Source organism: Hungatella sp. SL.1.14 (assembly GCF_024460495.1).
Classification (GTDB): domain Bacteria; phylum Bacillota; class Clostridia; order Lachnospirales; family Lachnospiraceae; genus Hungatella; species Hungatella hathewayi.
The window spans coordinates 73,363-95,041 of sequence record NZ_JANFYJ010000010.1 but is presented as its reverse complement, the minus strand read 5'-3'; the positions used below and the strand labels follow the sequence as shown (position 1 = coordinate 95,041).

23 protein-coding genes are annotated in these 21,679 nt (G+C 50.0%); 20 read left to right on the top strand and 3 right to left on the bottom strand.

Features of this window, described 5'->3' with window-relative positions; all coding sequences use genetic code 11:
* Positions 1–4: 4 nt before the first annotated feature.
* The 11 genes from NE473_RS12785 (at position 5) to NE473_RS12735 (ending at position 9,173) form a co-directional block, all read left to right on the top strand.
* Entirely contained in the window at positions 5–847 is an 843-nt protein-coding gene (locus NE473_RS12785; protein ID WP_138314399.1) for a carbohydrate ABC transporter permease, read from the top strand.
* 93 nt (positions 848–940) lie between these two features.
* Positions 941–2,455 (top strand): ABC transporter substrate-binding protein, encoded by a 1,515-nt coding sequence (locus NE473_RS12780; RefSeq protein ID WP_155560732.1) that lies wholly within the window; start codon positions 941–943, stop codon positions 2,453–2,455.
* A gap of 98 nt (positions 2,456–2,553) precedes the next feature.
* Positions 2,554–3,552: an SPL family radical SAM protein gene (locus NE473_RS12775; RefSeq protein WP_118041057.1), complete on the top strand. Its 999-nt coding sequence runs from the start codon at positions 2,554–2,556 to the stop codon at positions 3,550–3,552.
* Positions 3,553–3,737: 185 nt separating this feature from the next.
* Positions 3,738–4,850 (top strand): hypothetical protein, encoded by a 1,113-nt coding sequence (locus NE473_RS12770; RefSeq protein ID WP_155560731.1) that lies wholly within the window; start codon positions 3,738–3,740, stop codon positions 4,848–4,850.
* 49 nt (positions 4,851–4,899) lie between these two features.
* Entirely contained in the window at positions 4,900–5,949 is a 1,050-nt protein-coding gene (gene rsmH, locus NE473_RS12765; protein WP_155560730.1) for a 16S rRNA (cytosine(1402)-N(4))-methyltransferase RsmH, read from the top strand.
* 95 nt (positions 5,950–6,044) lie between these two features.
* Positions 6,045–6,629 carry a sce7726 family protein gene (locus NE473_RS12760; protein ID WP_022030534.1) on the top strand — a complete coding sequence of 195 codons (585 nt, stop codon included), beginning with the start codon at positions 6,045–6,047 and terminating at the stop codon, positions 6,627–6,629.
* 31 nt (positions 6,630–6,660) lie between these two features.
* Positions 6,661–6,924, top strand: a complete 264-nt coding sequence (locus tag NE473_RS12755) for a DUF3781 domain-containing protein (RefSeq protein ID WP_155560729.1) — start codon at positions 6,661–6,663, stop codon at positions 6,922–6,924.
* 273 nt (positions 6,925–7,197) lie between these two features.
* Positions 7,198–8,004 carry a MarR family winged helix-turn-helix transcriptional regulator gene (locus tag NE473_RS12750; RefSeq protein WP_055649075.1) on the top strand — a complete coding sequence of 269 codons (807 nt, stop codon included), beginning with the start codon at positions 7,198–7,200 and terminating at the stop codon, positions 8,002–8,004.
* 137 nt (positions 8,005–8,141) lie between these two features.
* Positions 8,142–8,360 (top strand): hypothetical protein, encoded by a 219-nt coding sequence (locus NE473_RS12745; protein WP_039893637.1) that lies wholly within the window; start codon positions 8,142–8,144, stop codon positions 8,358–8,360.
* A gap of 97 nt (positions 8,361–8,457) precedes the next feature.
* The gene (locus NE473_RS12740; protein WP_055649076.1) at positions 8,458–8,973 is read left to right on the top strand and encodes a CarD family transcriptional regulator; all 516 of its coding nucleotides are present in this window, start codon (positions 8,458–8,460) and stop codon (positions 8,971–8,973) included.
* Complete coding sequence (locus NE473_RS12735) at positions 8,970–9,173, top strand: hypothetical protein (protein ID WP_006776452.1); 204 nt, start codon at positions 8,970–8,972, stop codon at positions 9,171–9,173. Before NE473_RS12740 ends, NE473_RS12735 begins: the two co-directional genes overlap by 4 nt.
* 117 nt (positions 9,174–9,290) lie before the next feature.
* Here the strand turns inward: NE473_RS12735 and NE473_RS12730 are convergent, their stop codons facing one another.
* Both NE473_RS12730 and NE473_RS12725 read right to left on the bottom strand, forming a co-directional pair.
* Positions 9,291–9,911: a cytidylate kinase-like family protein gene (locus NE473_RS12730; protein WP_055649077.1), complete on the bottom strand. Its 621-nt coding sequence runs from the start codon at positions 9,909–9,911 to the stop codon at positions 9,291–9,293.
* Complete coding sequence (locus NE473_RS12725) at positions 9,904–11,292, bottom strand: MATE family efflux transporter (protein WP_055649078.1); 1,389 nt, start codon at positions 11,290–11,292, stop codon at positions 9,904–9,906. The genes NE473_RS12730 and NE473_RS12725 overlap by 8 nt, the downstream gene beginning before the upstream one ends.
* A gap of 367 nt (positions 11,293–11,659) precedes the next feature.
* Here NE473_RS12725 and NE473_RS12720 point away from each other — a divergent pair, with 367 nt between their 5' ends.
* The 4 genes from NE473_RS12720 to NE473_RS12705 all read left to right on the top strand — a co-directional run bounded on the left by NE473_RS12720 (position 11,660) and on the right by NE473_RS12705 (position 15,711).
* Entirely contained in the window at positions 11,660–11,959 is a 300-nt protein-coding gene (locus tag NE473_RS12720; RefSeq protein ID WP_022030527.1) for a hypothetical protein, read from the top strand.
* Positions 11,960–12,133: 174 nt separating this feature from the next.
* Entirely contained in the window at positions 12,134–13,198 is a 1,065-nt protein-coding gene (uxuA, locus tag NE473_RS12715) for a mannonate dehydratase (RefSeq protein ID WP_055649079.1), read from the top strand.
* The gene (locus NE473_RS12710; protein WP_155560728.1) at positions 13,191–14,021 is read left to right on the top strand and encodes a GntR family transcriptional regulator; all 831 of its coding nucleotides are present in this window, start codon (positions 13,191–13,193) and stop codon (positions 14,019–14,021) included. The genes uxuA and NE473_RS12710 overlap by 8 nt, the downstream gene beginning before the upstream one ends.
* A gap of 79 nt (positions 14,022–14,100) precedes the next feature.
* A complete protein-coding gene (locus NE473_RS12705) occupies positions 14,101–15,711 on the top strand; it encodes a mannitol dehydrogenase family protein (protein WP_055649081.1) in 1,611 nt (536 codons plus the stop codon).
* An 85-nt stretch (positions 15,712–15,796) separates the two neighbouring features.
* On the opposite strand, the gene thyA is transcribed toward NE473_RS12705, so the two are convergent.
* The gene (thyA, locus tag NE473_RS12700) at positions 15,797–16,627 is read right to left on the bottom strand and encodes a thymidylate synthase (protein ID WP_055649082.1); all 831 of its coding nucleotides are present in this window, start codon (positions 16,625–16,627) and stop codon (positions 15,797–15,799) included.
* A 135-nt stretch (positions 16,628–16,762) separates the two neighbouring features.
* Here thyA and NE473_RS12695 point away from each other — a divergent pair, with 135 nt between their 5' ends.
* The 5 genes from NE473_RS12695 to NE473_RS12675 all read left to right on the top strand — a co-directional run bounded on the left by NE473_RS12695 (position 16,763) and on the right by NE473_RS12675 (position 21,666).
* Positions 16,763–17,251 carry a dihydrofolate reductase gene (locus NE473_RS12695; protein ID WP_055649083.1) on the top strand — a complete coding sequence of 163 codons (489 nt, stop codon included), beginning with the start codon at positions 16,763–16,765 and terminating at the stop codon, positions 17,249–17,251.
* 30 nt (positions 17,252–17,281) lie between these two features.
* Complete coding sequence (locus tag NE473_RS12690) at positions 17,282–17,770, top strand: dihydrofolate reductase (protein ID WP_055649084.1); 489 nt, start codon at positions 17,282–17,284, stop codon at positions 17,768–17,770.
* Between the two features lie 151 nt (positions 17,771–17,921).
* Positions 17,922–18,812, top strand: a complete 891-nt coding sequence (locus tag NE473_RS12685; protein ID WP_055649085.1) for a sulfide/dihydroorotate dehydrogenase-like FAD/NAD-binding protein — start codon at positions 17,922–17,924, stop codon at positions 18,810–18,812.
* Positions 18,812–20,209 carry an NADPH-dependent glutamate synthase gene (gene gltA, locus NE473_RS12680; protein WP_006774570.1) on the top strand — a complete coding sequence of 466 codons (1,398 nt, stop codon included), beginning with the start codon at positions 18,812–18,814 and terminating at the stop codon, positions 20,207–20,209. Before NE473_RS12685 ends, gltA begins: the two co-directional genes overlap by 1 nt.
* Positions 20,210–20,301: 92 nt before the next feature.
* A complete protein-coding gene (locus NE473_RS12675) occupies positions 20,302–21,666 on the top strand; it encodes an MATE family efflux transporter (RefSeq protein WP_055649086.1) in 1,365 nt (454 codons plus the stop codon).
* Positions 21,667–21,679: the final 13 nt, after the last annotated feature.

Genomic DNA, 21,679 nt, shown 5'->3' with positions numbered 1-21,679 from the left:
ACATATGGAAAGAACATCGATTTTAAGTAAGGTGGGGAAGACCGTCCTTTACGCGGTCCTGGCTGTGGCTTCCTTTCTGTGGATTTACCCGTTTCTCTGGATGATTTCGGCCTCCTTCAAGACGCAGAATGAATTTTTTGCAAGCGGACTGAACCTGATTCCCCAGTCCTTAAACCTGGATAATTTTATCCGTGCATGGAACAATGCGAATTTCGGTATTTACTTTAAAAATTCCATCATCGTGACGGTATCGGTTGTGGTGATTGTGCTCTTGAGCACCTCCCTGGCCGGATACGTCATGGGCCGCTATTCCTTTGTGGGGAAAGGCCTGATTATGAAAATATTTATGGCCAGCATCACGATTCCTCTGGTGTTTACCGTGATCCCGATCTACGAGCTGTTAAAAAATATGGGCCTGTCCCAGAGCCTGGTGGGTCTGATCCTGGCGGAGTCGGGCGGCGGCCATGTGATCTTCCTGATGCTGTTTTCCAGCTTCTACGCCTCGATTCCCAATGAGATGGAAGAGGCGGCCACCATTGACGGTGCAAATTTCGTCCAGACCTATGGAAGCGTCATGTTTCCGCTGGCCAAACCCATCATGGTAACCGTGGTGATCATGCAGTTTATCTGGACGTGGAATTCCTTTTTACTGCCTCTTATCATTACGCTTAACAACCCGTCCCTGCGGACGCTGGCGGTGGGGCTTTATGCCTTACGGGGTGAAAATGTGGTTGACTGGACCGGAATAGCCGCCGGAGCCAGTATTGCAATCGTGCCGGTGATCTGTGTGTTCATTGCACTGCAGAGGTATTTTGTAGACGGAATTGCCGGAGCGGTAAAGAGCTGAGTCTCAAAACAGAGTTCAGAAAATGGAAGCAAAGTAATTCAAATAAAGAAACACAAATTATTAAAGAAACTCAAATAAAGGAGGATATATTTTATGAGAAAAGTAAAGAGAGCCCTTGCGGCAGCGCTGGCCGTGCTTATGGCCGGTTCCTTAAGCGCCTGCGGAGTCAATGTGCAGACGAAGGAGGAGGCGAATACGACGGCAGCCGTGACAGAGGCAAAGGAAGAGACCAGCGCGGTGGATACGCCGGCCGATGAGAAGGTGACGCTTAAGATCATTGACTGGAGCGACAGCACAAAGGAGCGCAGGGAAGCATTCCACAAGAAATTTATGGAGGAGAATCCCAATGTCACGATTGAATATACGGTTCTGACTGCGGATCAATTTAAGGAAACGGTTATTTCCGCCATCAAGGCGGGGAATGCACCGGATTTATTCCCGCTTCCTTCCGGCATGAAGCTGAGTGCGGCGCTGAAGGAAAACTGGTTTATGCCGATGAACGATTACGTATCCGATGATTTCCTGAATTCTTTTGCGGATGGCGCGCTGAATGAAGGAATTACGACGATTGACGGAAAGACGTATGTACTTCCGGAATCGGCCAATATCATCAATACCCTTGTATTTTACAATAAGAATGTGCTGAAGGAGGCGGGAATCGATGAGAACCAGCTTCCGAAGACACGCAGCGAGTTCCTGGATGTCTGCAAGAAGGTGAGCGATGCCGGAAACGGCAGGTTCTTTGGAATCATCGACAGCGGTGCGCAGGCCAACCGTCTGGAACTGGCTCTCCGTTCTCTGGCCAGCTTAGATGGCGGCAAGTGCAGCGATATCTCCCAGATGATTCTGGTGGATGGGCAGAATACGCTGAATTCCGAAGCGATGCAGAGCGCCTATGAATTCTATGATACGCTGGTAAAAGAAGGCTGCTTCCATCCGGACACTGTTTCCATCAAGGCTCCGGAAGCACGTGCGCTGTTTGCACAGAATCAGGCGGCATTTATCATTCAGGGTGCATGGTGTATCTCTACATGGCGCAAGGATAACCCGGATCTGGATTTCGGCGTGATGGCGCTTCCGGCACCGGATGATGGAATGAAGGGAAAGCTTCCTTATATCGGAGCGCAGCCGTGGATGGGAATTTCCGCCAACTGCAAGCATCCGGATGTGGCGGCCAGGTATTTAACCGAACTCTATTCTGAGGATTATCAGGCGGGTCTCGTGGAAGACGGCGGATTCGTATCGGTTATCGATGCGGCCAACAAGGCTCATATGACGGATGACGTCATGCTTCAGTATTACAATCTGAACAATGAGGTAGCGGCGCTGGCGCCAGATCCCATCGTGGGAAATCCGGCTGCAGCCGATGTTTACGCAGAGGTATCCGCAATCACTCCGGGACTTGGGGAAATCGCACAGGGTATTCTGGCACAGAACATCGATTATAAGACAGAGTTAAAGACACTCTCCGACAAGACTCAGGAGGAGTGGATGAGAGCCATCGATGCCGCAAAGGCGAAGGGCGCCGATGTGTCTGCCGACGATTTTGAATTTAAGAACTGGAATCCGATGGAGAATTATACGGCGGATCTCTATGAGAGCAGATAGAAGACTGCCTGTTATGAAACAAGAATAATTTTTTTGCATTGCTGCATACTGTTAAAAAACGTTCCGGTTGGATATGAGCCGGAGGAAACGGAGACGGTATGCAGCATTTTTATGAAGTCTATTATGAGCCGGATATAGTAAATTACCAGTTGGGGAGGGAGTTGAGGGAGCGGTTTAAAGATCTGCCCTGGATTCCCATAGAAAGTCATAACCGGATTCCCGAGATGCAGGAGAAACCGAATAAGGAATTCGGCCGGATGAAACGGAACCTGATTATTGGGACCAGAAAGACCCATAAGTATGTGGAAAATCACAAGGTGTCCGATTATCTGGTTCCCTACACTTCCTCCGGCTGCAGCGCCATGTGTCTGTACTGCTATCTGGTCTGCAATTACAATAAGTGCTCGTATCTGCGGCTTTTTGTAAACAGGGAGCAGATGATGGACCGGCTGATAAAAGTGTCAATGAACGGTGAGACCGGGAAGACCTTTGAGATCGGCAGCAACAGCGACCTGGTTCTGGAAAATACCATTACAGGCAATCTGGAGTGGACGATCACCCAGTTTGCCCAACGGGGGCGGGGCCATATTACATTTCCAACGAAGTTTCATATGGTGGAGCCGTTGCTTGACTTAGATCACCGGGGAAAGGCGATTTTCCGCATGAGTGTGAATCCCCAGTCGATAATCAGCAGAATCGAGCTGGGAACCTCGTCCCTGATGAAGCGGATCGATGCGGTCAACCGGATGTGTGACGCCGGATATCCCTGCGGCCTGCTGATTGCCCCGGTTATCATCATGGAAGGCTGGAAAGAGGAGTACCGGACGCTGCTTCAGACGCTGAGAGACCATCTTTCGCCGAAGATGAAGCGGGAGATGTTTCTGGAAGTAATCCTGATGACATACAGCTTTGTGCACCGGGCCATCAATGGAGAGGCATTTCCGGCGGCGCCGGAGCTCTACGATAAGGAACTTATGACGGGCCGCGGCCGGGGAAAGTACTGTTACCGTCCGGAAGTGAGGGCAGATGCGGAGCAATATCTGCGGGAGGAGATAAAAAAGGCGCTGGGGGATGTGGAGATTTTATATATTGCGTAGCGGTGGGGTGTGAAATATAAAATGGCGGAGGCACGTTTGCTTCCGTTTTTTTTCCGCCTTCTGTAAATTGCATAACGGGATTGATGACATGGTTTGGCTGTGTTATACTACATGGGATAAAAGAAAGAACGTTCCGGCCGGTATATCGGAAGACAGAAGGAAGTCCTGGAAGGAAGTGTGGATCAATGATGAAGCGAAAGAATCCAATGAAATACGTGGTTTTGATAGGGGCAGTGTCCGCGGGACTGCTGTCCGCCTGCTCGCACGGCCAGACTGCAGAGGCCGCGAAAACGGACCGGTCTTCCGCAGAGGTGCCGCAGACTGCGGAATCCTTTACGGTATCTGCGTCTAAGAATCCTGTTTCCGCCGGAGAGACGGAAATCGCCGAAATGGAGAGCACTGAAATGGAGAGTGCTGAAACGGAAAACACGCTGGATGATAGCCGTATCATTGCCGGACAGAGCTTCGACGTTACATGGAAAAACTGGGGAGAGGTCCGTTTTATCTCCTATGCGCCGCCAGCGGATCATGTTCATGATGATGTGATATTCTATTTGAGTAAAAATAATGAAATAGTATATGAATTTCCGAAGGCGTGGCCTGAAGGCTCCTCACCTTGGACCTTTGAATCGGTGGATATGGTATCATTTCGGGATATTGACGGTGACGGATATGAGGATGTGATCACTATCATTTCCTATATAACAGGGACAGGACTTGAGGCAGTGGTTCCATTTCCGACTACACGGATTTTCCTGGGGGATGGAACGAAATTTGTGCTCGACGCAGAACTGTCGGAAGCGGTTGATAAGGCTCAGGCCAATGAAAGCATCAGCACCATCATGGAATTTATAAATAACAGGACCTCCCCTGACGCCGGTTATTCAGAGAGCGCAGGCGGTGAGGACCAGATGTATGAAATAACCGGAATCAGAGAAGAGGAAGCGAAGGCTTTCCTGAAGAAATTCGCGGCTCACGTAAAGGCAGGGGAGAAGGAGGAGGCCTCCCGGATGATCGCATTTCCGAAGAAGGTGGTTCTGCCGGATAAGCAGGTGACTGTCCAGAGCCCGGAAGAGTTTTTGGCGTATTACGATGAGATCTTCACAGAGGTTTATAAGGAACGCATCGGTCAACTCATGGCGGAAGACGACGTCTGGTGGAGCTATCGGGGCGTGGCCGTGGGGAATGGCGAAGTGTGGCTGAACGAAAGAGATGGCACTCTGTGGATTGAAGCCCTGAACAATGGGGAAGACCGTGCCGTCCAATATCCGGAGAATACGGGGATTCAGGCAGAATAAGGATGCCGGCGCGGCCGGTTCTAAAACAGAAGGAGAGAGGCAGGAGTAAATGGAAAATCAGGAACAGACACATAAGCGCAGGGTGCGGTATAAAGGGACCCACCCGAGAAACTATAAGGAAAAATATAAGGAACTGCAGCCGGAGAAGTACGCGGATACTGTGGCGAAGGTGGTGAGCAAAGGCAGTACGCCGGCGGGGATGCATCTCTCGATCTGTGTACGGGAAATCCTCGATTTCCTCCAGATTAAGCCGGGGCAGAAAGGGCTTGACGCCACGCTCGGCTATGGCGGCCATACCCGGGAAATGCTAAAATGCCTGCAGTCCCAGGGGCATCTCTATGCCCTTGATGTCGATCCCATTGAGCTGGCAAAAACGCGGGAACGGCTGCAGAGCCAGGGATTCGGCCCGGAAATCCTGACGATTATTCAGGAGAACTTTGCAAATATTGACCGTGTGGCGGCTGAGGTGGGACCTTTCGATTTCGTGCTGGCGGATCTCGGTGTATCCTCCATGCAGATCGACAATCCGGACCGCGGTTTTTCCTATAAAACGGAGGGGCCGCTGGACTTACGGCTGAATCCGGAGAAGGGAATCACGGCTGCGGAGCGGCTGCAGACGATAGAGGAGGAAGAACTGCGGGGGATGCTTCTGGAAAATGCGGACGAACCATATGCAGAAGAGATCGCCAGAGCTGTGGTCCAGGAAATCAGAAGGGGCAATCCCATTGATACCACGACGCGCCTTCGCCAGGTGATTGAGAAGGCACTCTCCAGGGTTCCGGCAGCAGACCGGAAGGAGGCGGTGAAAAAATCGTGCCAGAGAACGTTTCAGGCGCTGAGGATCGATGTAAACAGTGAATTCGAAGTGCTGTATTCATTTTTGGAGAAGCTTCCGGCTGTGCTGGCACCGGGCGGCCGTGTAGCGGTTCTGACCTTCCATTCCGGGGAGGACAGACTGGTGAAGAAGTCTTTTAAACGCCTGAAGAAGGAAGGTGTTTACAGCGAGATTGCGGACGAGGTCATACGGCCGTCGGCGGAAGAGTGTTTAAGGAACGGGCGGGCCAGGTCGACGAAGATGAGATGGGCTGTGAAGGCGTGATCGTGCAGAAGGCTTTTCAATCAGCAGCGCAGGCGTGTCCGGATACGAGTCAGTGCCTGTCATTTTTTGCAGGATAAAACAGCGAGGTTATGGGAATGGAGAGAATGGACGCACTGCTGTATGACTGTGATATCAGGGAGCCGTTGTTTGACTACCTGGAAGAGCGGTTTGGGAAAGCGAGGATGTTCGAGGAGAAAATCATTGGAAAATCGAGAGCGGATGTGCTGATGGTGACGGAGCGCAGAATCACGGGGCTGGAGATCAAGAGTGATGCCGACACCTACGAGCGCCTGAGGAGGCAGATCCGTGATTACGATAAATACTGTGACGAGAACTACGTTGTAATCGGCAGATCCCATGCGAAGCATGTGGAAGAACATATACCGGCCTACTGGGGAGTGCTGGTTGTTTCCGTAAACGGCAGGGATATCGTGATTGAGGAGATGCGGCCCCCACAGCAGAACCCCAAAATGAAGCGGGAACTGCAGCTCGCCATTCTATGGCGGGCGGAGCTCCAGAATATTATCGAACAGAACCACCTTCCCCATTACAGGCAGAAAAGTAAACGGTTTGTGAGAGAAAAGCTGCTGGAAAAACTGGAGTGGGATCAGTTGAAGCTGGAGGTCTGCGAGGAATTGTTTCAGCGGGATTACACGCTTCTGGAGGAAGAAGAGGAGTAAACGGAGGCGAAAAGCCGGGGAGAATCATCAGATGGACTGCAAGGATAAAAAGAAACTGCTTTTAAATTTGGACAAACTTCATACCACGGATCTGGGGGTGATGCGGATCCGGAGAAATCTGTCACTGGATGCGGAGGATGCCGTGGTATGGTGCCGTGAAATGATCGGGAATCCCAATACATGTATTACCAGAAACGGAAAAAACTGGTATGCCGAAAATGAATTCTGCATCATAACCGTGAATGCGTTCAGCTACACGATTATTACGGCTCATAAGCGCAAGAAACCATCGTAAGGCTGCTGCCGCAGCTGACTGCAATCGGATTCCTGAGTTATTTCATTCTGCCGCGTTTCTGCGGGCTTTTCCACATATTCAAAAGGCGTTTATGGAAACAATGGACAGAGCGTTTATATATACTTTTGATTACATAAGGCATTTTTCATCCGTATAATCTGCAAAAAAAATATTACAAGGTACCTTGACAAATGTTGAAATAAGATGTAATATCAATATTGCAAGGTACCTAACTAATTGAGTTGCAATGATACAGAACAGGAGGATTTATAGATGGATGAAAATAGAATGAACTGTCCGTGCTGCCCGAACCACTGCGAAGCCGGAGCGCTACAGTGTGGAAAAGGGCGTGCATACTTTAGTCAGGAAGAAAATAACAGAAGCGGGCGAACGGAAGAGTGTGGAAGAAACGACAGAAGCAGACATAACGGCAGACACCATGAATCGGTGAGTCATGCAGAAGCAGATAGCAGAACCGATCTGCCGCGCAGTCACACTCAGGGAGAAGGACGTCAAAGTCATGGCGGAAGAGAACTGGGAGAGCTGCGAAGATGCAGAGGAATGGAAGCGCATGGAAGAAATGGGGAAATGAGAGAACACCGCTGCCGCAGCTTTGGAATGGAAGAAAAGCTGCAGGGCCAGCTTCGCGCCTGCGGCCATTTTCTGCATTATAATATGGGAGAGAAGGCAGGGCAGGCAAGAATTCTGTCTGCACTGTTGGAGAGCGGAACCATTACCCAGCGGGAGCTTCAGGATATTCTGGAGGTGCGTTCCGGATCCCTGAGTGAGATTTTAAATAAGGTGGAAGCCAATGGATTTATTGAGCGGAGCCAGAGCGAGAATGACCGGCGTCAGATGGAAGTAAGGCTGACGGAAAGCGGAATGGAAAGAGCCTCCAGACTGGAAGGCGAGCGTGAAGATGCGGCCTCCGGCCTGTTTGCCTGTCTGAACTACGAGGAGAAGAAAACACTGTCGGAGCTTCTGGATAAGCTGTTAGACGGATGGGAAGGTCAGGAGCGCGGACGAGGCCGGGGACGCGGCAGGCACATGCATGGCCGGAGCGGTGACGAGACGCAGTAGCCTATGGTAAATCTGCACAATACACAGACGATTACTCATCGATAGTTTTTAACAAACTTTTTCCCAACATCAAAAAAACGCTGACATTTTACATTTCAAAATGCTAAAATAAACCTATAGAAAAGGGAGGTTTTAGCATGAGACGAATTATAAGCGCATGTTTGCTGCAGACAATGAGATTTGATACGACGAAGGAGGCGGATCCGGAACAGGATTTTGCCATCTTCTGTAAAAAGCTCGATAAGAGCAGTGTGAACTACGTCATTGAAGAGAAGACGAAGGAGGCGGACGGCTCCCTGGTGGTAAAGATCAGGAAACAGTACAATTCCTACAGTACGGATGGATACCTGCAGTAACGAAATGGTGATGCTTTGGAATCATTGAAGTTCCAAAGCATCTGTTTTCATTTCTGCAGGCAGCGTTTTTTTTGTTTTGACTTCAGGAGGGAAATGGATGTTTTCGGTAAATGATCACGTTGTATTTGGAAATCATGGAATCTGTGTGATAAAAGCGATCGGTCCTCTGGATTTAGGCATTGCGGAGCGGGGGCGGCTTTATTATACGCTGGAACCGCTATATACACAGAAAAATACCATTTACACGCCGGTGGACAGCGAAAAAAACTCCTTACGCCGGGCAATTACAAGGGAAGAAGCGCTGGAACTGATTGACAGGATCCCGCAGGTGGAAACAGTCTGGGTTCCGGATGAAAAAAGGCGTGAGGAAAGGTACAGGGAAATCATGAGGCAGAATGACTGTATGGGCTGGATGCAGATTATCAAGACCCTGTATCTGAAGAAGCAGAAACGTCTGGCGGAGGGCCGGAAGAACACGGCGCGCGACGAACTGTATCTCAAGCTGGCAGAGGACTTTTTATACGGAGAATTTGCAGCTGCACTGGATGTGGAAAAGGATGAGGTGGAAGACCTGATCGGCCGGAGAGTGAGGGAAATGGAGATGTGTCTGTGAAAATTATAAATAAGAAGGTAGAGCATAAAAACTATGGAGCGGGAACGATCTGTGCCATGAACGGCGGCAGTGTCTGCGTCGAGTTTGGAAAGCTGTTCGGTATGAAGCGTTTCCCGTATCCGCAGGTGTTTTCTGAAGGAACCATGAAGCTGATGGACGAGGCGCTGCAGGAGGAATTAATGGAAGACCTGTTGACTTAACGCCTGTCCGGCAGGAAGAATCTGGAGAACCGAAGGAAGCGGCTGGATCGGCCGCTGTGCCAGCAGAGATGCTACTGGCGCAGCGGCCTTTTTATTGTGCAGGAAAGTCCGCGTCCTCTAACTGGTAAGGGCCTTTTGGATATCCGTGAGCTCTGCAATAAGCTCTACACACCGCTCCAGGCCCAGCTTTCCGCTGTTCAGGGCGATATCGTAATTGGCTGCCATGCCCCACTCCCGGCCGGTATAATACCTGTAATAGACAGACCGCTTCTTGTCCTTCTCTTCCAGACGTTTCAACGGACTTTTTTCCGATTCCCCGTAAAGACGGACGATACGTTCAGCCCGGATGTCCTCGTCAGCATGGACGAAGACATTGAGGCAGTCCGCCCGTTCCTTTAAAATATAGTCCGCACATCTTCCTACGATGACGCAGGGGCCTTTTTCCGCCAGGTCCAGGATGACATTTCTCTGGATTACCCACAGAAAATCGTCGGCTGACATTCCGTTCATGGCGCCGTTCATTCCTCTGGCGGCGAAGGCATACCCGAAGATGCTTTTCGAGGGGGCATCCTCGCCCTGCTTCTCGATATAGGATTCGTCAAATCCAGTCTCTACAGCTACCTTTTTGACCAGCTCCTTGTCATAATAGGGAATTCCCAGCTTTTCGGCTGTCATTTTCCCTATGGTGCGCCCTCCGCTGCCGAATTCCCGGCTGATGGTAATGATTCGATTATCCATGTGTTTTGACCTCCATTCGCTTTAAACATTTATATTCATGTGAGACTAGAATAATTGTAAGAATCAGAGAGAGTACATCGGCGATGGGGGCTGCCCACAGCATTCCCGTGACGCCGAAGGCCATCGACAGCAGGATGACGCCCGGCACCAGGAAAATGACGTCTCTGGAGAGGGAAAGGATTGTCGCCTTCACCGGTTTTCCAATCGACTGAAGGAAAATACTGCTTGCCTTCTGAACACAGCAGAGCAGAATGCCGCCCAGAAAGATGCGGAAGCACATGTCTGCGTATTCATTATACAGACTGCTTTCACTGCCGAAGAGGCTGACGATGGCCTGAGGGCAGAATTCAAAGAGCAGTGTGGCAATGATGCCCACCACTGCATTGGCCGCGATAATATGGCGGTACGTATCGAAGACACGCTTAAAATTACCGGCTCCGTAATTATATCCTGCGACAGGCTGGCCGCCGACTGCAATACCGACTGAAAATGCAATGACGATGCCAAATACCTTCATAACGATTCCAACCACCGAAAGCGGGATATCAGCTCCGTAAATGGATTTAGGTCCAGCGAGCCCGATCATGTTATTGGAGACACTCATAACGATGACAATAGCGATCTGTGTGATAAAGCTGGAGATTCCCAGCTGGCCGATCTGCCCCAGCAGCCGCCAATCCGGAAGGAAACTGGTTTTTGAGAAGCGAAAGGATTTCGGTTTCCGGAAATACAGGATGGTGACGAAGCAGGAAGCTGCCTGGCCGATGACTGTGGCGATGGCCGCGCCCCGTACCCCCATGTGGAATACGAAGATGGCGACCGGATCCAGAATCAGGTTCAGCACGGCTCCGATGACCGTGGAGAACATGGAATAGGCGGGGGAGCCGTCGGCCCGGATGGCTGCGTTCATGCCGGAGGCGAAAATATAGAACGGGATTCCGATCAGAATGACCTCCATATATTCCCTGGCATAGGGATAGCTGGCCTCCGTTACGCCAAACAGGCGGAGAATCTGGTCTGAAAACAGAAAGCCAGCTGCGGTCATCACGATACCAATGAATACGGTGGCCAGGATTCCATTGCCGATGCATTTGTGGCTGGTTTCCTGATCGCCGCTGCCCAGGGAGAGGCTTAATTTGGCCGCGCTCCCATCTCCGGCTAAAAGAGCCAGGGCCAGGGAGGCCACGGTGAAGGGATAGACAACATTTGTCGCCGCGTTTCCAAGGTAACCGACGCTCTGCCCGATAAAGATCTGGTCCACGATGTTATAGAGGGCGCTGACCAGCATGGATAGTACACAGGGTACTGAAAATTTCAGCAGAAGTCTGCCGATTGGTTCTGATGCAAGACTGGCGTTTGCATCTCGTTTTGTCTCTGTCATAGATAATCACTCCTTATAAATAAAAACTGCGCGTAATCAAAACGGAAGAATTCCGCTTATAGACTACACGCAGATATTGCTGGATTTACATCTATTCAGATTATACGCACATGGCTGAAACGGAAAGGGTGCATTTGTTTCCGTCTGCGGACCATTATAACCGATCGACCCGTACGGATGTAAGAAAAAAATTAAATTTTTTTAATTTTTGTGAAAAATGCGCATAATAAGAATATAATATCGCTGCAGAAACCGGCAGGAGCAGAGAGCAGAACACAGTTTTATAATCTATTTTTCACAAAACAGTCACAGTCCGGCATTATAATGCGGTTTAGTAAAAGAAAAGACTGCGACAGGAGGAAAAAATATGAGCACAGAGATTATAAAACAGGAAGAAACAAATGGGGAAAAGGCAGCGGTTCTCTCTTTTCTCCTGATATCAGCCGCGTTTCTGATGGCGGAGATCGGGCTGATGGATATCTCGTTATTAAAAGCCCCGGAGCTGATCCAGTGGATTTATGATAAGGTGACGCTTCCGGAGAGTCTTCTGTTTATTACCCATTTAAAAGGGCTGTTCGGATTTGCCGTGATGGTGATCAGCTGTCTGCCGGCGCTGGTCCTGATGGGAATCACGGGAGTTGTGATGTCGAAGGCAGCGGAGAAGTAGCAGGAAAGCTATTTAGACATATTTCATAAAAAAACAGGCGGAATTCCGTTAAAAATCCCCTGTGCAAACTAATATATTAGTGCTAATATATTAGTATACGGCAGATGGTGGTCAACTCAGAAACAGGCAGGAAAGCTGTAAACCAATTTTATTTATCATCAGGAGGGAATTCATATGAATATGTCACTTCGCTGGTATGGACCAGGCTATGACACCGTAACACTGGAACAGATCCGTCAGATTCCGGGCGTGAAAGGCGTTATCACAACACTCTACGGGACCCGGCCGGGAGAGGTTTGGGAGAGAGAAGAGATCAGAAGCTTAAAGAAGACCGTGGAGGAAGCAGGACTCTCCATTCTCGGAATTGAATCGGTCAATGTCCATGACGATATCAAGACTGGTGCGGGAGACAGAGACCGCTATATTGAAAATTACATCAAAACTCTGGAACGTCTGGGCGAGGAAGACATCCACATGGTATGCTATAACTTTATGCCTGTGTTTGACTGGACCCGTTCCGAGCTGGCCAGAAAGAGAGCGGATGGCTCCACCGTTCTCGCCTATAATCAGGATATCATCGATCAGATCGATCCGGAGCATATGAGAGAATCCATCGAAGCCATGTCCGCCGGCTATGTAATGCCGGGCTGGGAACCGGAGCGCATGGGCAGGCTGGCCGAGCTGTTTGCGATGTACCGTGAGGTCGACGAGGAGAAGCTGTTCTCCAATCTCGTATATTTTCTGGAAGCCATCGGGCCGGTCTGTGAAAAATATGATATCCGCATGGGAATTCATCCGGATGATCCGGCGTGGCCGATATTCGGGCTTCCCAGAATCATTACGGATAAGGCTCACATTGAAAAGCTCTTAAGGGCGGTTGACAGGCCGTATAACGGGCTGACTCTCTGCACCGGTTCTCTGGGATCCAATCAGAAGAACGATATTCCGGGCATCATCGAGGCCGCGAAGGGCAGAATTGCATTTGCTCATGTCAGGAACTTAAAATATAATTCCGAACGGGATTTTGAGGAAGCGGCTCACTTATCTTCCGACGGCTCCATGGATATGTACAGAATTATGAAGACGCTTTACGATACCGGATTTGACGGGGTGATCCGTCCGGATCACGGCCGGGCAATCTGGGGGGAAGAAGCAATGCCAGGCTACGGTCTGTATGACCGGGCGCTGGGGGTCATGTATTTACAGGGCTTATGGGAAGCGATCAGAAAAAATGGCTGAGAAGGATACGAAAAAAGCTGGTGCAGAAATCCCTGCCGTAAAGAAAAATACCATGAAGACAGCAGAGACAGCAAAGACAGCAGAAAAGGAAAACAGCGGCAGTCGGGAAGACCGGATGTACGACGTACTGCGGGCGGATATCCTTGATTTAAAACTGAGACCCGGTCTGGTCTTCAGTATAAAGGATGTCTGCGACGCATATGAGGTGGGGAGAACGCCGGTCAGGGAAGCGCTGATCCGGCTGTCCAAGGAAGGCCTCATCACTTTTTTGCCGCAGAGAGGTACGATGGTATCCAGAATTGATTTCCAGAGAGCTGACAATGAGCGGTTTCTAAGGAGCTGTGTGGAAGAACAGGTCATGCTGGAATTCATGGCGTTAAGCGGACCGGACTCAGCGGCTGCCGCGGCTCTTAAAGAATCCTTAGACCGGCAGGAAAAAATTGTGAAAGACAGGGACTGCCGGGCGTTTCTGGAAGAAGATATGGTGTTCCACTCTGTGTTTTACCAGGGTGCCGACCGGGAAACCTGCGCCCGGATTATTCACGCCAATTCAGGAGATTACCGGCGGATCCGTCTGCTGTCCTTAACGGAGACCGGGATCAGCGACGGAGTCGTGCGGCAGCACAGGGAGCTTATGGAGGCCGTTCTGATGCGGGACAGGGAGCGGGTACACCGGCTGCTGGCTCTTCATTTAAATAAGATGGTGAAGGAAGAACGGTTCCTGATGGAGAAATATGCGGAAAGCTTTACAGGCGGCGAAGCAGTGGAAAAACGGAGAAACGACGGTTTTGCCACGGATTTTCTGGCTGGCTGCCTTCACTAGTACTGCATAGCGTGTGCCGGAAATTTGCTTTCTTAAATTGCCATGATACGGCGCTAAAATAAACGAGAGAGGTGTAAACATGAATTTAACAGATACAGGATTACAGGACAGGCAGGCATGGGAGAAAACGGGGATTGCCGTTCCAACCTATGACAGGGCGGCAATGGTGAAGAGGACAAAGGAGAATCCTGAATGGGTTCATTTCGGCGCAGGTAATATCTTCCGCGGCTTTATTGCCAATCTTCAGGACGCGCTTCTGGAGGCTGGCCTGGCCCAAACCGGGATTATTGCGGCTGAGACCTTTGATTTTGACATTATGGATAAAATCTATAAACCATTTGACGATCTGGCCCTGTTAATTACCTTAAAGGCGGATGGGAGCACGGAGAAGAAGGTGATTGCATCCATTGCAGAGGGCGTGAAGGCGGATTCCGGTGATCCAAAAGAGTGGCAGCGTCTGCGCACCATATTTACAAGCTCCTCCCTTCAGATGGTATCCTTTACGATCACGGAAAAAGGCTATGCACTGAAAGGGGCGGATGGAACGTATTTTCCATTCGTTCAGAACGATATTGACAATGGGCCGAAGGAGCCATCCTGCGCCATGGCAGTGGTCTGCGCCCTTCTGCTGGAACGGTACCGGCATGGCGCCGCGCCGCTGGCTGTCGTCAGCATGGACAACTGCTCCCATAACGGAGAGAAGCTGCAGAATTCCATTCTCACCATGGCGGAGGAATGGAAGAAAAAGGGATTTGTGGATGACGGCTTCCTTGCATATTTAAAGAATGAAGAAAAGATTGCATTCCCCTGGTCCATGATCGATAAGATTACCCCCAGGCCCAGTGCCGAACTGGCCGGGCAGCTGGAAGCTGACGGAGTCTCCTCCATGCAGCCGGTTATCACCTCTAAGAGGACGTATATTGCGCCCTTTGTCAACGCGGAGGGGCCGCAGTACCTGGTGATTGAGGATAAATTTCCGGCGGGAAGGCCTGCACTGGAAAAAGCAGGTGTCTATATGACGGACAGGGATACGGTAAACCGGGTGGAGCGCATGAAGGTAACAACCTGTTTAAATCCGCTGCACACGGCGCTGGCCGTATATGGCTGTATTCTGGGATACACTTCGATTGCGGAGGAGATGAAGGATACTGAACTGAAGGCCCTGGTAGAAAAAATCGGGCTGACAGAGGGAATGCCGGTGGTGACGGATCCGAAGATTCTTTCACCGGAAGCGTTTGTCAATGAGGTCATCTGCGACAGGCTTCCGAATCCGTTTATACCGGATGCACCCCAGAGAATCGCAAGCGATACGTCCCAGAAGGTGGGAATCCGGTACGGGGAGACGATCAAATCCTATGTGGAACGGTATGGGGATGCGAAGAAGCTGACCTTTATCCCCCTGGCCATTGCGGGCTGGTGCCGTTATCTGCTGGCGGTGGATGATGAGTTAAAACCGTTTGAGCTTTCCGCCGATCCGATGATTCCGGAGCTTATGGAATGCTTAAAGGGCGTCGAGGCAGGGAAGCCTGAGACGTATGCAGGACAGTTAAAACCGATTCTGTCCAATGAGAATATTTTTGGCGTTAACTTATACGACGCCGGAATCGGCAGCCTGACGGAAGCCATGTTCCTGGAGGAGATTGCCGGGGCGGGTGCAGTCAGGGAGGCGCTTAAGAAGTATCTGGCATAAAAAAGAGAGGAATAAGCGGCTGGTGTCCAGCCTGCTTATTCCTTTTTTCACGATTAAGTATACCTGCGGACCCGCCGGCCTTCTCCTAGATTGCAACCGGAATCTTATCCGTAAACGCATGGTACTGATAATCCTCCAGCCGGAAGCTGTCCTTTGTGAAGCTGTAAAAATCATGAATTTCCGGATCCATGATAAACTTCGGCGCGTCATAGGGCGTTTTTTCTATCATTTCCTTCACGATCGGTACGTGTCTGTCATAAATGTGGGCATCCGCAATGACATGAACCAGTTCCCCGGCCTGTAAGCCGCTTACTGATGCAAACATATGCAGCAAAACGGCGTACTGCGTCACGTTCCAGTTATTGGCGGTCAGCATATCCTGAGACCTCTGGTTTAAAATTCCGTTCAATACATTGCCGGAAACGTTAAAGGTCATGCTGTAGGCGCAGGGGTAAAGGTTCATCTCATGCAGATCCTGGTGGTTGTACAGGTTCGTCATAATGCGCCTGCTTAAGGGATTGTGCTTCAGATCGAAGAGAACCCGGTCCACCTGATCGAATTCGCCTTCTTTATACTGATGCCGGATTCCCAGCTGGTACCCGTATGCTTTACCGATACTTCCGGTTTCATCAGCCCAGGAATCCCAGATATGGCTGTTTAAATCATGGATGTTATTTGATTTTTTCTGCCATATCCAGAGTAATTCATCAATCGCAGATTTAAAAGCGGTTCTGCGGAGTGTTAAAATCGGGAACTCCTTTGATAAATCATAGCGGTTTATAATTCCAAATTTTTTAATGGTATGGGCGGGGGTGCCATCCTCCCAGACCGGGCGCACGTCATGGTCCGTATCCCAAACACCATTTGACAGTATTTCTTTACAATTCTGAATAAATATCTGATCTGCACAGCTCATAGAAAATGTCCTCCGATTACTTATAAATTGATTATTTAAATACTAATTGACAAGTATCTATATCATAACAGATAATAGAAAAAGTGAAAAGAAATATTTATTTGAAAAGGGAACAGTAATGACAGGAGGAAAAAAATGAAGACCATAGTAGCAGTTGACAGAAACTGGGGAATAGGAAGAGACGGCGGTTTACTTACCCATCTTCCGGAGGATATGAAATTTTTTAGAACTACCACTAAGAATAAAATAGTAATTATGGGCAGAAAGACTCTGGAAAGCTTTCCAGAAGGGAAACCATTAAAGAACAGAATCAATATCCTTCTTACTGGTAATTATGATTATTGTCCGGAAGGAACCGTGATATGTCATAGTGTGGAAGAGGTTTTAGAGGCAGTTCGAGGATATGATTCAGAAGATGTCTATATAATTGGAGGGCAGAGTGTATATGAACAGTTTTTACCTTACTGTGATACTGCATATGTCACTTATATGAAAGCCGAATTAAGCCCGGATACTTATTTTATTAATTTGGATGAAAGGGAAGACTGGGAAATGGTTCAGGTCGGAGAAGATAAGGTATACGAATCACTTCATTTTGAATTTCGGACATACAAAAAGAAATAAAGAATACAGCAGACGAGAAGGAAGATAAATATGAACATATTAGTAACCGCTGACAAAAACTGGGCCATCGGAAATCAGGGGCAGCTCCTGGTCTCCATCCCGGAGGACCAGCGCCTTTTGCGGGAGGAGACTTTAGGGGGAATCGTCGTGATGGGACGGAAAACCTTCGAGACGCTTCCGGGAAAGCAGCCGCTGTATAACCGGATCAACGTAATCCTGTCGAAAGACCGGAATTACAGGGTAAAGGGCGCAGTCGTCTGCCATTCCGCGGACGAGACGTTTGAATTTCTGAAACAATATCCCCAGGCCTCCGTATTCATCATTGGCGGCAGCAGTATCTATGATCAGTTCCTGCCTTACTGTGATACGGTCCATGTAACCTTCATCGATTATGAATACAGCGCAGACACCCATTTTCCCGACTTAGACAAATCCGAAGACTGGAGCCTGGCGGCGGAAAGCGACGAGCACACCTATTTTAATCTGTGCTACAGTTTCCGGATGTATCGGAAGAAATAAGGGATCATTATCCTTTATTTTTGAGAATTCATATTGTCAGGTTGGAATTTGGATGGTAAGATGATATGAGTACCATTTCTCCTGATTGTTGGGGAAGGCTATCAGGAAAGGCGTACAGGTATAATTCACCAAAAGAATTAGGAGGATGAAGATGTATAGGATTTTAAAAGCAGAGAAATTAGCTGACAAGATCTATCTGATGGACGTAGAAGCGCCAAGGATTGCTAAAGCCTGCCAGCCGGGAGAATTTGTAATTGTCAGGATGGATGAGAGGGGAGAGCGTATTCCTCTTACGATCTGTGACTATGATAGAGAAAAGGGAACCATCACCATCGTGTTCCAGATCGTCGGAGCCAGCACAGAGAGAATGGCCGGTTTGAAGACGGGAGATTCCTTCATCGATTTCGTAGGACCTCTGGGTAATCCGTCCGAGTTTGTTCATGACGATTTTGAAGAAGTAAAAAACAGAAAGTATTTATTCGTAGCCGGCGGCGTGGGTACAGCTCCGGTATATCCTCAGGTTAAATGGTTAAAGGAACACGGCGTTTCCGTCGATGTCATTATGGGATCCAAGACAAAGGATTTACTGATTCTGGAAGACGAGATGCGTGCCGTGGCCGGTAATTTATACGTCACCACTGACGACGGTTCCTATGAGAGAAAAGGCATGGTTACCGAAGTGATTAAGGACCTGGTGGTAAACCAGGGAAAGAAGTACGATGTCTGCGTAGCCATCGGACCGATGATCATGATGAAGTTCACCTGCCTGATGACAAAGGAACTGGGAATTCCGACTATCGTAAGCTTAAATCCGATCATGGTGGATGGAACAGGCATGTGCGGTGCCTGCCGTGTATCCGTGGGCGGAGAAGTGAAGTTTGCCTGTGTGGATGGACCGGAATTTGACGGCCATCTGGTGAATTTTGACGAGGCGATGAAGAGACAGCAGATGTATAAGACGGAAGAAGGCCGTGCGCTGTTAAGACTTCATGAGGGTGCGACCCATCATGGCGGATGCGGCCATTGTGGAGGTGACGAGTAATGGATATGATGAAGAAAGTGCCTGTCAGAGAGCAGGACCCGAAGGTCAGAGCGACAAATTTCGAAGAGGTTTGTCTTGGATATAATGAAGAAGAAGCGAGGGCGGAAGCCAGCCGCTGTTTGAAGTGCAAGAATCCGAAGTGTGTGGGCGGCTGTCCCGTATCCATCGATATTCCCGGATTTATCAAGGAAGTTCAGGAAGGCAATTATGAGGAAGCCGCGAAGGTAATCGCGAAGTCTTCCGCGCTTCCGGCTGTCTGCGGCCGTGTATGCCCGCAGGAGAGCCAGTGTGAAGGCCAGTGCATCCGCGGAATTAAGGGTGAGCCAATCTCCATCGGTAAGCTGGAGCGCTTCGTGGCAGACTGGTCAAGAGAGAACGGCTTCGTTCCGGCGGCTCCGGAGAAGACTAACGGCAAGAAGGTCGCTGTCATCGGTTCCGGCCCTTCCGGTGTGACATGTGCCGGCGATTTGGCGAAGATGGGATATGAGGTGACGATTTTTGAAGCCCTCCATGAGCCGGGCGGCGTACTGACATACGGGATTCCGGAATTCCGTCTCCCGAAGGAAGGCGTAGTTCAGCCTGAGATTGACAACGTGAGAAAGTTAGGCGTTAAGATCGAGACAGACGTCATCATCGGCAAGTCGGTGACCATCGACGAACTGCTGGATGAAGAAGGCTTCCAGGCCGTATTTATCGGTTCCGGAGCGGGTCTTCCGATGTTCATGGGAATCCCGGGAGAGAACGCCAACGGCGTATTCTCTGCCAATGAGTATTTGACGAGAAGCAATTTAATGAAAGCGTTCCGTGATGATTACGATACGCCGATCGTGGCCGGAAAGAAAGTCGCGGTAGTCGGCGGCGGAAACGTGGCGATGGATGCCGCGAGAACGGCTCTTCGTCTCGGCGCAGACGTACATATTGTATACAGAAGAAGTGAGGCAGAGCTTCCGGCCAGAGCAGAGGAGGTTCACCACGCAAAGGAAGAGGGAATTATCTTCAATCTTCTGACGAATCCGGTTGAGATTCTTACGGATGACAATGGCTGGGTGAAAGGCATGAAGTGTATCAGGATGGAACTGGGTGAGCCGGACGCTTCCGGCAGAAGAAGGCCGGTTGCCATTGAAGGTTCTGAGTTTGTCATTGAGGTGGATACGGTTATCATGTCTCTCGGAACTTCACCGAATCCGCTCATCTCTGCTACCACAAAGGGGCTTGAGACAAACCGCAGAAAATGTATTGTTGCGGAGGAATCGAACGGCAGGACCACCAAGGAAGGCGTATACGCTGGCGGAGATGCCGTTACGGGCGCTGCCACCGTTATTCTTGCCATGGAGGCGGGACGTGCCGGAGCGAGAGGAATTCATGAGTATTTGTCCGGACAGGAAGCTGCGGAATAAGAAGCAGCGATCAGATAGTATGATAACAGGATGCAGAGGGCTGCCGGCATGGCAGCCCTTCCTGCTGATATCCTGTGTTGTTTGAGGTGTGTATGAGTAAGAAAATTGATTTGCTGCACGGTCATATCTTTACGTCTCTGACGGGACTGGCCCTGCCGATTATGGCCACAGCGCTGGTCCAGACGGCATACAGCCTGACGGATATGGCGTGGATTGGCCTGGTGGGGTCTCCCGCCGTGGCTGCAGTAGGAGCAGCCAGCATGTATACGTGGCTTTCCCAGGGCGTCGTGGCTCTGGCCAAGATGGGAGGCCAGGTAAAGGTTGCCCATTCTCTTGGAAGCGGGAAACCGGAGGAGGCTGCTAAATTCGCGGCGGGTGCGATTCAGATGGGCGTTCTGTTTGCGCTGATGTTTGCCGCTGTTACAGTCTTTGGAGCCCGTCCGCTCATTGGATTTTTCGGATTGAGTGACGGAGCCATTATTCACAATGCACAGGTGTATTTAAAGATCACCTGTGGCCTGATTCTGTTTTCTTTTTTAAATGCGATCATTACCGGAATTCTGACAGCGATGGGTGACAGCAAAACCCCGTTTATCGCCAATGTCATCGGGCTCGTCATGAATATGATCCTCGATCCGGTTTTAATATTCGGCATCGGACCGTTTCCGGCACTTGGCGTTACCGGAGCGGCCGTGGCCACGGTTACGGCTCAGATGATTGTAACAATTGTATTTCTCGTGGTTGTGAAAAAGGACAGGCTGGTGTTCGATAAGGTCCGGTTCCTGGAACGGATTCCGCGGGATTATTTTAAGGTGATGGTGCGGATCGGTCTTCCGGCCGCAGTCCAGAATCTGATCTATACCAGTATTTCCATGGTGCTGACCAGGTTTGTGGCAGGCTTTGGAGATGCGGCCGTGGCGGTTCAGAGAGTAGGAAGCCAGATCGAATCCATTTCCTGGATGACGGCGGATGGATTCGCGGCGGCCATTAATTCCTTTATCGGCCAGAACTACGGCGGGCGCCAGTACCGCCGGGTGAAGAAAGGTTATATGACGGCTGTCGGCGTCATGTTTGTATGGGGACTTTTCTGCTCGGGGGTGCTGATCGGATTTCCCAAACAGATATTCGGGCTGTTTATCCATGAGGCGGATATTATTCCCATGGGGATCAGCTATCTCGTTATTTTAGGGTTCTCGCAGATGTTTATGTGCGTCGAGCTGACGACGGTCGGAGCTCTGTCCGGTCTCGGCAAAACGCTGCTCTGTTCTGTGATCAGCGTTGTATTCACCTCGGCGAGAATACCGCTGGCCATGATTTTGAGCAGTTCGCCGCTGGCTTTAGACGGGATCTGGTGGGCATTTACGATTTCCAGTGTGATGAAAGGGATTCTGTTTTTTATCTGTTTTCTGTATGTATCCGGAAAGCTTCCGGAGGATGGCGCACAGGCGTCATGGTGAGTTTAGAAGGGGG